Origin of the sequence: [Flexibacter] sp. ATCC 35208 (genome assembly GCF_001975825.1) — a bacterium.
GTDB lineage: Bacteria > Bacteroidota > Bacteroidia > Chitinophagales > Chitinophagaceae > Chitinophaga.
The window spans coordinates 1-11,819 of record NZ_MTKN01000007.1 but is presented as its reverse complement, the minus strand read 5'-3'; the positions used below and the strand labels follow the sequence as shown (position 1 = coordinate 11,819).

Sequence of the window (11,819 nt, the reverse complement as noted above, 5' to 3'; positions counted from 1 at the left end):
CCAAACATTATTTATGATAAACAATCCGCGATCATCCGCGGACCGGACAATTTTACCCCGCTGCTACAAGGCTGTTCAAATGCAACAAAATCCGCTAACCCACTCCGCAAAGTATCCTCTGCTTTCAGTGCATCGAAATTCCCATTTAGTATCAGCGGGCCATTAAACCTCGCTCTGATTCCTGCCAGCAATATCGCTGGTATCTCCGGTTCTCCTAAACTATGCCCATCTACAATGTGTATATATGAAAGTGAAAACGTATCCAACGCATCCACTAAATATTCATAAGTCGTATTAATCTGTCCGTGATGTTGCAGATCATTCACCTTACTATAAGGAGACAACCTGATCCCTGTCCTGTCTTTTCCAATCGCTGCACTCACCGCAGCCACCGTTTCCAGAATAAACCGTACCCTGTTCGGAATAGTCCCACCATACTTATCGGTACGCTGGTTTGTATCAGGATGAAGAAACTGCTCCATCAGGTACCCATTCGCCGCATGCAGTTCCACACCATCAAAACCTGCTTCAATCGCTTGTTTCGCGGCCTTTACATGTAGCTGCACCATTTCCTGAACTTCAGCTGTACTCATTGCCCTTGGCGTACCATAAGGTTGATAACCAGCCGCTGTCCAGATTTGTCCATTGGCGGCAATTGCCGAAGGTGCTACGATCCTCGTCTTTGCCGGCATATTTGCAGGATGAGAGATCCTGCCCGTATGCATGATTTGAAGGAAGATCTTACCGCCATTTGCATGTACGGCTTCCGTCACCTTTTTCCAACCCGCTACCTGTGCTTTGCTATAAATGCCCGGCATATGTGCATGCCCCATTCCGCTTTCCACAGGGCTGGTGCCCTCTGCTATAATAAGTCCGGCGCCTGCCCGATGGCTGTAATACTCCACCATCAGCTCATTTGGCACCCCATCATTGACGCGGCGCTTGGTTACAGCCGGCGCCATCACGACTTTATTAGAAAGGGCGTATTTGCCTATAGTTGCTTGTGTTAATAATGCTGGATACATATTAGAATGATCGTTCTGGAAATGATCAAAAATTTTTTACTTTCTAATGCTACTTAAAATATGATCAGTCAACTGATCAACCAACTGTTTATCATTGAATAATACATCCATCATCCACAGTGAGCTAAAGCTGCTGTACAGGAAGCGGGCCATTACTCCCGGGTCTTTATCCGCAGGAATTTCTCCCATCTGTTTTGCCTTTTCAAGCAATTCCTGCAATACAAAGATCAGTTCCAATGCCTGGTTCTTAACAAGATCTTTGATACCCTGGTCCATAGATGCCAGTTCAAAGGAAGTCTTTACCATCAGGCAGGTCTGGCCTTCTTTTCTGTTTGCAATGGCTTTGCGTACAATGTGTTCAACAGCGGCAATCGGGGAGCATACCTGGCAGCATTGCTTGTAATCTTTCAACGCCTGTTTGGCGTAGTTAGAGAGACATTGCTGGAACAGCGCATGCTTGTCGCCGTAAGTATCATATATAGAGGCCCTGTTCAGTTGCATGCCATCCACAAGGTCTTGCATAGAAGTCGCGTTGTACCCCTTTTGCCAAAAGAGGTCTCTTGCTTTTTCCAGCCTTTCTTCAGGATCGAATGCTTTGTTACGTGCCATGATGGTACAAAAATATAATTTCAGAATGAATGTTCCAAATAAAAAAAGACGACTGTTCCATATTTGTAGAAACACGTCTACAATTGTTTGATAATCATTATGGTAGAGGTTGTATTATGAAAATCCTCTCCCAGCAAGGCATTGGAGTGGTTAATAGAACCTTCTGTCGGCAGTGGCCCCTTTTTTGCCTCTTCCCATGTAATAATTGTTGAACCTAAAAAAGTTAGACATGAAAAGACTAAGTTATGTAGCTGCCACGTTGATGACCGTTTGGATGCTACAATCCTGTGGCGGAGGAAACACCGGAGCAAAGCATGATGACGCTGTTGATAGCGCAAATGCCGTAAATAAAGAAATAGCTCCGGTAGACCAGAATTCATCTGAATTCGCTGTAAAAGCTGCCGATGCGTGTATGAAAGAAATTCAGCTTGGCAAGATTGCACAGGAAAAAGGTGTAAATCCTCAGGTAAAAGCTTTTGGCGAGCAGATGGTAGCAGACCATTCTAAAGCTGCTGATGAATTGAAAGCGATTGCAGCTTCCAAAAACATTACACTGCCTGATAGTGTAGGAGAAGACTATACAAAGGATATTAAGGATATCAGCAAGAAAACCGGTAAGGATTTCGACAAGGCTTATGTGGATGAGATGGTAAAAGACCATAACGATGCTGTAGACCTGTTCCAGAAAGCAAGCAATGACGTAACTGATCCTGAGCTGAAAGCTTTCGCTGCAAAGACACTGCCTACGCTGCAGGCGCATCAGACGCATGTGAAGATGCTGGATAGTTTGCTGAAGAAGAAATAATAAGAATTTTGTAGTTGTTAGTTGCCAGGAAGGTTTCATTGTGAATTGGATTCGGGAATGTCGACCTGGTGACTAACAACTCTTTTTTATATTGCTGCACACCCCCTATCTTTGCTTTCGGAGTAAGGGAGTTATGTACGCAATTGTCGATATCGAAACCACAGGTGGGCACGCCAGTGCCAATGGCATCACCGAAATAGCCATTTTTATTTATGATGGATCTCAAATTGTTCAGCAATACGAATCGCTGATCAATCCCGGTGTACCTATTCCCCGTTACATCCAGTCGCTTACCGGTATTACTGACCACATGGTAGCCACTGCTCCCAAATTCGCAGATGTTGCCGGCGAAGTATTTGCTTTGCTAAAAGACAAGATCTTCGTTGCTCACAACGTCAACTTCGACTATTCATTTTTACAATATCATTTGTTGCAGGCAGGTTACGACCTCCGCACCAAAAAACTGTGTACCGTACGCCTGGGGCGTAAAATCGTTCCTGGTTTACCCAGTTACAGTCTAGGTAACCTTTGCCGCTCTCTGCAAATCAATGTAGAACAGCGTCACCGTGCTGCCGGCGATGCTGCTGCCACCGTTCGTCTTATGGCACTCTACCTGAGTCTGGATACGAACAACGCTATCTCGGCAGCACTCAAAACCACCAGCAAGGAACAGTTCCTGCCACCACACCTGCCCCCTGATCAGGTAAAGAAATTACCTGCCAACCCGGGTGTATATTATTTCCACGATCAGAAAGGGAAAGTCATCTATGTTGGCAAAGCCAAAGACATAAAAAAGCGGGTCAACAGCCATTTTACCGGCAACAATCCCAGTCGCCAGCGCCAGGAGTTTTTGCGCAACATCTATAGTGTCTCTCACGAAGTGACAGGTACAGAACTGATGGCCAATATTCTCGAAAGCGTGGAGATCAAACGGTTGTGGCCAAAATATAACAGGAGTCAGAAGAACGTAGAATTCAAATACGGCTTCTACACTTTTGAAGACCAGCTGGGCTACCTGCGCCTCGTGATCGAACGCCGCCGCAAGTATACCCGGCCACTTCACTCATTCCCTTTACTGGTACAGGGCCATACGATGCTCAAAGGGCTGATCCGTGAATTCGATCTCTGCCCCCGTCTATGCTTCCTCCAGAAAGGCGATGGCGCCTGCAAACCGTTGACAGGCCACAAGTGTAAAGGTGCCTGCGATAAAAAGGAAGGACCTGAATACTATAACCTCCGGGTACAAGCCGCCATCATCCACATGCAAATGCAGCAGCCGAGCTTTATCATCGTCGATACCGGCCGCGATGCAGGGGAACAGAGCTATATCCTGATGGAAAAAGGGAAGTTCTACGGCATGGGCTACATTTCCCGCGATACCGCCATCACAGTGGAAGAAGACGTGAAAGACAGGCTTACGCAGTACCCAGAGAATGAATATATTTTAAACCTGATCCACCAGTTTGCCGGCGCGAATAATTCCCGGCTTTTAAAGTTTTCTTAGTTAATTAAGTACTTTTGCGCATCTGAATGCATAACAGGCAATATTTGCCGGGTGAATAAAGGATATTCGTTAATTGTTTTAATAAGGTAATAATTCATGTTAGAGCCAAAGTTTAAATTTCCAAAGCAAACGGCTTTTTACAAAGGAAAGGTAAGAGACGTATACACCATCGATGACAAAGAGATGGTAATGATAGCCAGCGATCGTATCTCCGCATTCGATGTGGTACTGCCCCGTCCTATTCCTTACAAAGGTCAGGTGCTGAACCAGGTAGCTGCAATCATGCTGGAAGCTACTAAGGACATCGTGCCTAACTGGGTAAAGGCTGTGCCCTTGCCAAATGTAACCATCGGCTTAAAATGTGAAACTTTCCCGGTAGAAATGGTGGTTCGTGGTAACCTTACCGGCCATGCCTGGAGAACTTACAAAAGCGGTAAACGCGAACTTTGCGGCGTAACAATGCCGGAAGGTCTGAAGGAGAACGACTACTTCCCAACGCCTATCATCACGCCTACGACCAAGGCACACGAAGGTCACGATGAAGATATCTCCCGCGAGGATATCATTGCAAAGGGACTTGTAAGCAAAGAAGATTACGAAAGACTTGAGCAGTACACACTCGGCCTTTTCGCACGTGGTAAAGAACTGGCAGCTAAACGCGGTTTGATCCTTGTAGATACCAAATATGAATTTGGTAAAATTGGAGATACCATCTATGTGATCGATGAGATCCATACACCGGATTCTTCCCGTTACTTCTATGCAGATGGCTACGAAGAAAAACAAAAAGCGGGCGAACCACAGAAACAGCTCTCAAAAGAATTTGTACGCGAATGGCTGATGGCAAATGGATTCCAGGGTAAAGAGGGCCAACAGGTGCCTGAAATGACCGATGAATTCGTCAACACCGTGAGCGAACGTTATATCGAACTATTCGAAAATATCACTGGTCAGAAATTCGTGAAGGAAAACGTAAGTGAAGCCGATAGCGAGAAAAAGATCATAGAAACACTGAATAGTTTATAAGTTATCAGAAAAGGGGGAGGGGAACCTCTCCCTTTTTAATTGTAGCAGTAGGATTTTCTTCTTTGAAAGAAAAACAATTCATTCTCCGGAAGCTAACGCGATTTTGAAAATGATAAGCACTGCTTCAACGAAACAAAACCATCAGATCGATCCCTCGATTTATCTGAAACCATGCTAAACGGATATTTACGAAAGATAGACCAATGAAACACCTCGCCGTACTGAATAAATACTTCCTTCGCTATAAATGGCGTTTCCTGCTTGGATTAGTCTGCACAGTCATCTCCATTGTATTCAGTGTGTTTCAACCTATCATGGTCCGCCAGATCTTCGATCTGCTGGCCCAGAATCTCAACAACTATCACCTGATCAGCGATACCAATCTTAAAACCACCTTCCATTCTGACTTCTCCAAAGTCCTCGCCTTCTACGGTGTCATGCTGCTCATCTTCGCATTACTAAGTGGTTTCTTCTTATATCTTCAGCGGCAGTCGCTCATCGTGATGAGCCGCCACATTGAATTTGACCTCAAGAACGAAATTTACCAGCACTACCAGCTGCTGGATCTCAACTTCTTTAAGATGCACCGCACCGGTGACCTCATGAGCCGCATCACAGAAGACGTATCACGTGTACGTATGTATGTCGGCCCTGCTATCATGTATGCCACCCGCACCATCTTCATGCTTGTGATCGTCGTGTATCTCATGATAGATGTGAACCCGTTGCTTACACTGTATACCCTGTCACCACTGCCTTTTCTGGCACTCACTATATATTATGTGAACCATATCATTCACCGCAAGAGTGAAAAGATACAGGCACAATTATCCAATATCACCTCCATTGCACAGGAGTCTTATTCCGGAATCCGTGTGATCAAATCATATGTACAGGAAGAAGGCATGATCGGGCATTTTGAAAAAGCCAGCGAAGACTACAAGATCAGTTCCGTCAGTCTTGCAAAGACAGATGCCCTCTTCCAACCCAGCATGGCATTGTTGATTGGTCTGAGTGTACTCCTCACCATTTTTATTGGTGGTATCCAGGTCATACATGGCAATATCACCGTAGGTAACCTCGCAGAATTTGTGATTTATGTAAACATGCTCATGTTCCCATTCCTTTCTATCGGGATAGTGGCCAGTATGATACAACGAGCATCTGCCAGTCAGAAACGTTTAAATGAGTTCCTCGATATCAAGCCAGCTATTTACAACAGACCCGATGCAAGGTCCATCGATGTAAAAGGTGAAGTGGTCTTCAAAAATGTATCCTTCACCTACCCACATACAGGAATACAGGCCATCCAAAACTTTAACCTGACGGTAAAACCGGGAGAGAAAGTGGCGGTGATTGGCCGTACCGGTTCCGGAAAGTCTACCCTGGCACAGTTGCTGATTCGTATGTATGATCCGCAGGAAGGTGAAGTGATGCTGGATGGTATGGATCTTAGAACCTTGAAACTGGAAGACTTACGTACACAGATCAGTTATGTACCACAGGATGTATTCCTGTTTTCAGACACGATCACCAACAATATCCGTTTCGGTACCCCTGAAGCCAATGAAGAAACTGTACGTCGTGCAGCCCGTCAGGCATCGGTGGAGAAGGACATACTGGGATTCCCCGAAGGCTTCAATACGGTAGTAGGGGAGCGGGGTGTGACATTGAGTGGTGGTCAGAAACAACGTATCTCCATCGCCCGTGGTTTGATCAAAGATCCGAATCTGTTGGTGTTTGATGACTGTCTGTCGGCTGTAGATGCCCGTACAGAGAAAGAGATCATTGGCAATCTGTATGCATACCTGAAAGACAAAACCGCTATAATTATTACCCACCGGATATTTGCCCTTTTTGAGTTTGATAAGATCATAGTTTTGGATGATGGACGCATCGTCGAAACCGGCACACATAACGAATTATTATCATTAAACGGTTACTACTCAGAATTATACGCCCGGCAGCAATCTGGGGAAGATGAATCCATAATGGAATAAGGATCAAAATATTATACATGCCTGAAAACCAGTACCTAAGCTGTGTTTCTATCATTTTTCAAAATCATTTAAAATTATTTTGATATTTGTAAAACAATAGTATATTTGTTGCTTATTGGAAAAAGGATTTGATTCGTTAACAACTTAAATCTATCAACTGTGGCGTACGAAAATACCAATCAGCAGGAAAGAAATAATGACAGTATCTTTTCTAAACGATTGAAAGCGGGCAAAAGAAGAACATACTTCTTTGATGTAAAGACCACTCGGGGAAATGATTACTTTCTGACCATTACAGAAAGCAAAAAACGCTTTAATGACAATGGTTATGACAGGCACAAAGTGTTCCTGTACAAGGAGGACTTCAACAAGTTCCTGAATGCATTAACAGAGACCATCAACTACGTGAAGACTGAGTTGATGCCCGACTTCGATTTTGATGCCTACAACCACGACTATGTACGTGATGATGAAGAGGGAGAAGGCACAGAAGGAACTTCTTCTGATGCTGCTGTGGAAGCCGCTGTTGAAGCTGCTGCTGCACCTGCCGCTACTGCATCTGCTACTTCACATAGTGAAGATGTAGATAAGTGGTAAGGGAAGGCTAATATTGACTTCTTAAACTTCTTATACGACCTCTGGATTTTTCCAGAGGTTTTTTTTATAATAAAAGAGGGGTTTGCAAACCCCTCTTTTATTATTGTTTCAAATGGAAGCTTACTTCTTCATCTTCTTCCACTCATTGATCAATCCATTTGTTGAGCTATCATGACTGGATACTGCCGCATCACTTACCAATTCAGGTAGGATCTTATTCGCCAGCTGCTTACCTAATTCAACACCCCATTGATCAAAGCTATAGATATTCCAGATCACACCCTGCACAAAGATCTTATGCTCATACAGCGCCACCAGTGAACCCAGCGTTCTTGGATCAATCTCTTTCACCAGGAATGAATTCGTAGGCCTGTTACCGGTAAACACTTTATAAGGCGTCAGGTGTGCAATCTCTTCTTCTTTCAATCCCTGTTTCACTAACTCCGCCTTCACTTCTTCTTCACTCTTACCATTCATCAATGCTTCTGTCTGCGCAAAGAAGTTAGACAACAGTTTTACATGATGATCACCAATCGGATTATGACTGATGGCAGGTGCGATAAAGTCAGCCGGAATAATACGTGTACCCTGATGGATCAACTGATAAAACGCATGCTGTCCATTTGTACCAGGCTCACCCCATACAATCGGACCGGTTTCGTAATTCACCGCTTTACCATTGCGATCTACATACTTACCATTGCTCTCCATATTACCCTGTTGGAAATAAGCAGCAAAACGATGCATATATTGATCATAAGCTAAGATGGCTTCAGTGGCAGTGCCAAAGAAGTTACCATACCACAGACCCACCAGCGCCATGATAGCCGGAATATTCTTCTCTAACGGAGTGGTCTGGAAATGCTTATCCACTGCATGTGCACCTTCCAGCAATTGTTTGAAATTATCAAATCCTACAGTCAGCGCAATGCTCAATCCAATTGCAGACCACAGTGAATAACGTCCACCTACCCAATCCCAGAACTCAAACATGTTCGCAGGATCGATACCAAACTCCTTCACCGCTTTTTCATTAGTAGACAATGCAGCAAAATGTTTTGCTACAAACTTTTCATCCTTCGCATGCCCGAGGAACCAGCTGCGCGCAGTCAGTGCATTGGTCATTGTCTCCTGCGTAGTGAAGGTCTTGGAAGCAACTAAGAACAGGGTCTCTTCCGGATTTACTTTCTTCAGTGTCTCTGCGATATGTGTACCATCCACATTAGACACGAAGTAAGGTTGCATATCTTTTTTCCAGTAAGGTTTCAATGCTTCAGTCACCATTACCGGACCTAAATCAGAACCACCAATACCAATATTCACGATATAACGTATAGGTTTGCCGGTATATCCTTTCCATTCACCACTGTGCACACGCTCGCAAAACTCTTCCATCTTCTTCTGCACCGCCTTTACATCCGGCATCACATCTTTACCATCCAGCAGCACAGGATCGCCTGAGAAATTGCGCAATGCAGTATGCAGCACAGCTCTGTTCTCAGTAGCATTTATTTTTTCAGCGCTGAACATTGCTTTAATGCCATCTTCTACACCACACTCTTTCGCCAGTGCAAACAGCTTAGTCAGCGTTTCTTCTGTAATAATGTTCTTGGAATAGTCGAACAGGATATTTTCAAAACGCAGGTTAAATTTTTTAAATCTTTCGCCATCTTCCGCAAACAAAGTGCGCATGTGTGTTTGTTTCATCTGGTCTGCGTGTTTCAGCAGCTCCTGCCAGGCTTTTGTTGTTTCAGGATTTGTCGTTGGGAACATGAGTTGATTTTTTAGTCTCCAAATGTAATAAATTATTTAACGGCCTTTTTATGAAATGCCTCCCGAACGCCTGCAATCAGCACAACACCGATCGCCGTCAGGCAACATACGATCACTGGTAGGGCCATGGTCGTCACCTCACTTTGCCGTTTGGCAATGATACCATAAAATGCCCAGATAGCTACCATTCCTGCTACGATATTATGTCGCTTTACTACCAGCAGGGTGGCGCCTACACAGGCCATCAGGATGAGTATAGCTGTGATAGGTACGCTCATACCATCCCAGCCGGAATACACCATCAGTGCAGCAATATTGGCCATCGTGGCTACACAGATCCAACCCAGGTACAAACTGAAGGGAACGTGTATGAGCCATTGCACAGAACGGCTGGCGCCCGGTGCAGCAATATTAAAATTTAAATGGATAGCCAGCAATGATATTAATAAGGTGAGCATCAGTAAAATAGCCAGTGGTATTAGTTCATAATGCCAGGCAAAAAGCCAGCAACCATTAGCCATACAACTGATCAACCACCAACCGCGCATCCTTTTCATAAATCGTTCCAGCAATTCCTCATATCCGGGCGCAAACGCCAGCCAAAGCTGGTAGATAATAAACCCCAGCAATGCCAGGTAAATTACGCCCCATATCGAAAAAGTAAAACCCGCAGGCACAAAGAGATTATCATACTTCTCCGACACCTGTGCGGGGGTATTGCCGTTGATCATGCCAAAAGCAGCAAGTGCATTTACACCAATGACCATCAGATACCCTAATGCGTTAAAAATCGCGCTGTTCTTGTAGTAAAGAGAGTCTTTCATGGATAGTTGAAAATTTTAATTTAAGGGCGAAGAATAATGTCAAACTGCAACAAATATTGTTCCCCTTTTTCCTTACATTTGCCACCATTATGACAGCAGAACAACTCAAAGCTATGAGGGACCGTCTCCATGTCCTGGGAGGTTTTCTTTAACGTCCAGGACCGCATAGCCAAAATCGAAAATGACAAACAATTATCGTTAGCCCCCGGCTTCTGGGACGACAATGCCCGGGCTACGTCAATTCTGAAAGAGATCAAAGTCAACAAGTTCTGGGTCGATCTTTACGAGCAGGTGAAAACCTCTATTGAAGATAGCGCGGTACTGCTGGACTTCCAGAAAGAGGGTGAAGCCTCTGAAGAAGAAGTAGCAGCTGCGTACCAGGGAGCAGTGGCCGCTTTGGATGAATTGGAATTCAAGTCTACCTTGAACGAGCCGGAAGACGAGATGCCGGCAGTACTCACCATCAACTCAGGTGCCGGTGGTACCGAGAGCCAGGATTGGGCCGAGATGCTGTTGCGTATGTATCGTATGTACGGTGAAAAACAAGGCTGGAAAGTATCTGAAATCGACGTGCAATACGGGGATGGTGCTGGTATCAAATCAGCTTCCCTGGAGTTCGACGGTAGCTTTGCTTATGGATTGCTGAAAGCTGAAAGCGGGGTACACCGTCTGGTACGTATCTCTCCGTTTGACGCTAATGCCCGCAGGCATACTTCATTTGCTTCAGTCTATGTGTATCCGTTGGTGGACGATACCATCGAAATTGCCGTGAACCCGGCCGACCTGGAATGGGAATTCTACCGTTCTGGTGGTAAGGGCGGACAGAACGTCAACAAGGTGGAAACAGCCGTGCGACTCAAGCACGTTCCTACAGGCATCATCGTAGAATGCCAGCAGGCCCGTACACAGGGTGAAAACCGTGAGAAGGCATTGACCATGTTGAAATCACGCCTGTATGAGGAAGAGCTGCGCAAGCGCGAAGAGCTGAAAAATGCCGCTAACGCCAATAAGCGTAAAATCGAATGGGGCTCACAGATCCGTTCCTATGTATTCCATCCGTACAAGATGATCAAAGATCACCGTACAGATTTTGAAGTAGGTAACGTTGGGCCTGTAATGGACGGAGAACTGGAAGGCTTTATAAAAGCTTACCTGATGATGTCCAAAGAAAATAATTGATGTTTTTAATGTGAAAAGGCCCTTCCAGCAGGAGGGGCTTTTTTGATTTAGGGAATTGATGCCTGATCGCCTGCATGATTAGTTTTTTTCTGAAAATGGTTTTCATCCCCGTTGGTGAATTTCCCTTTTTATTCTAAAAATGATTTTCATCCCTGTTGGTGAATTTCCCTTTTTATTCTAAAGATGGTTTTCATCCCCGTTGGTGAATTTCCCTTTTTATTCTGAAAATGGTTTTCATCCCGGTTGGTGAATTTCCCTTTTTATTCTGAAAATGGTTTTCATCCCCGTTGGTGAATTTCCCTTTTTATTCTAAAGATGGTTTTCATCCCCATTGGTGAATTCCTTCTTTCATGAAGGTTTTTTATTTTGACATAAAGGGACGCATTCCCAGCTGGCCGCAGACCATTAAAACCCGCCATATCGAAGACATCCATTATTTGTCGTTCAAAGACACTAATTTTATATTGAAGTTGTTTA

At 44.6% G+C, this 11,819-nt stretch carries 11 protein-coding genes; 6 read left to right on the top strand and 5 right to left on the bottom strand.

The window, feature by feature from the left end:
• Window positions 1–11 precede the first annotated feature (11 nt).
• Complete coding sequence (locus BW716_RS06680; RefSeq protein WP_083721756.1) at window positions 12–1,025, bottom strand: alkene reductase; 1,014 nt, start codon at window positions 1,023–1,025, stop codon at window positions 12–14.
• Between the two features lie 36 nt (window positions 1,026–1,061).
• Entirely contained in the window at window positions 1,062–1,634 is a 573-nt protein-coding gene (locus tag BW716_RS06675) for a TetR/AcrR family transcriptional regulator (protein ID WP_083721755.1), read from the bottom strand.
• 229 nt (window positions 1,635–1,863) lie between these two features.
• Between BW716_RS06675 and BW716_RS06670 the strand changes: the two genes are divergently transcribed.
• The 5 genes from BW716_RS06670 (at window position 1,864) to BW716_RS06650 (ending at window position 7,566) form a co-directional block, all read left to right on the top strand.
• On the top strand, window positions 1,864–2,439 hold the full coding sequence (locus tag BW716_RS06670; protein ID WP_083721754.1) for a DUF4142 domain-containing protein: 576 nt from the start codon (window positions 1,864–1,866) through the stop codon (window positions 2,437–2,439).
• A 133-nt stretch (window positions 2,440–2,572) separates the two neighbouring features.
• Window positions 2,573–3,943, top strand: coding sequence for an exonuclease domain-containing protein (locus tag BW716_RS06665; RefSeq protein ID WP_083721753.1), 1,371 nt, complete (start codon window positions 2,573–2,575; stop codon window positions 3,941–3,943).
• Window positions 3,944–4,039: 96 nt separating this feature from the next.
• The gene (locus BW716_RS06660; RefSeq protein ID WP_083721752.1) at window positions 4,040–4,969 is read left to right on the top strand and encodes a phosphoribosylaminoimidazolesuccinocarboxamide synthase; all 930 of its coding nucleotides are present in this window, start codon (window positions 4,040–4,042) and stop codon (window positions 4,967–4,969) included.
• Window positions 4,970–5,172: 203 nt separating this feature from the next.
• Window positions 5,173–6,969 carry an ABC transporter ATP-binding protein gene (locus tag BW716_RS06655; RefSeq protein ID WP_083721751.1) on the top strand — a complete coding sequence of 599 codons (1,797 nt, stop codon included), beginning with the start codon at window positions 5,173–5,175 and terminating at the stop codon, window positions 6,967–6,969.
• Between the two features lie 159 nt (window positions 6,970–7,128).
• Window positions 7,129–7,566 (top strand): DUF3276 family protein, encoded by a 438-nt coding sequence (locus BW716_RS06650; protein WP_083721750.1) that lies wholly within the window; start codon window positions 7,129–7,131, stop codon window positions 7,564–7,566.
• 120 nt (window positions 7,567–7,686) lie between these two features.
• On the opposite strand, the gene pgi is transcribed toward BW716_RS06650, so the two are convergent.
• Window positions 7,687–9,339, bottom strand: coding sequence for a glucose-6-phosphate isomerase (gene pgi, locus BW716_RS06645; RefSeq protein ID WP_083721749.1), 1,653 nt, complete (start codon window positions 9,337–9,339; stop codon window positions 7,687–7,689).
• Window positions 9,340–9,371: 32 nt separating this feature from the next.
• Entirely contained in the window at window positions 9,372–10,163 is a 792-nt protein-coding gene (locus BW716_RS06640; protein WP_083721748.1) for a hypothetical protein, read from the bottom strand.
• Window positions 10,164–10,252: 89 nt separating this feature from the next.
• Between BW716_RS06640 and prfB the strand changes: the two genes are divergently transcribed.
• Window positions 10,253–11,342 (top strand): peptide chain release factor 2 gene (gene prfB, locus BW716_RS06635; RefSeq protein ID WP_143708760.1). Its coding sequence is split into 2 segments (ribosomal slippage): window positions 10,253–10,312 and window positions 10,314–11,342, totalling 1,089 coding nucleotides; the frame shifts between segments, so codons are not numbered across the junction.
• 278 nt (window positions 11,343–11,620) lie between these two features.
• Here prfB and BW716_RS37595 read toward each other — a convergent pair.
• Window positions 11,621–11,819, bottom strand: a 199-nt coding sequence (locus BW716_RS37595; RefSeq protein ID WP_220388718.1) for a hypothetical protein, incomplete at its 5' end; no start/stop codon positions are given.